The sequence below is a fragment of the Shewanella sp. AS1 genome (assembly GCF_021412565.1).
Classification (GTDB): domain Bacteria; phylum Pseudomonadota; class Gammaproteobacteria; order Enterobacterales; family Shewanellaceae; genus Shewanella.
The window spans coordinates 1-288 of record NZ_JAKCLJ010000084.1 but is presented as its reverse complement, the minus strand read 5'-3'; the positions used below and the strand labels follow the sequence as shown (position 1 = coordinate 288).

Below are 288 nucleotides of genomic sequence, written 5' to 3'. Positions count from 1 at the left end.
GTCCTTCACGGGCCCACGTCTTGAGCATCCAGGGGCCGGACCCCGCGCCGGGCTTGTCCGCAAAGTTCTTCGGGTCCGCCTCGATGGCCTTGCGCGAGACGCAAAGGATCGTGGGCAGCAGGAAGATGCTGGGGAACGGCTTTTCGCTCTTGATCGTGAGCGTATAGTCGTCTACGTCCACAATGTTTTCCAGCTTGAGCTTGGGATAAACATAGGGGTGCAGCTGCAGCGTCGGGTCGGCAAAGAGGGCCGCGTAGCTCGCCTTGAAGTCGTGCGCGGTGACTTCCT

Annotated in this window: 1 protein-coding gene; it reads right to left on the bottom strand. The window is 61.1% G+C overall.

Annotation, left to right across the window (positions count from 1 at the left end; genetic code table 11):
- Nucleotides 1-288 (bottom strand): ABC transporter substrate-binding protein (locus LZP69_RS16155; protein WP_234201715.1); only part of this gene is annotated, 288 nt, incomplete at both ends.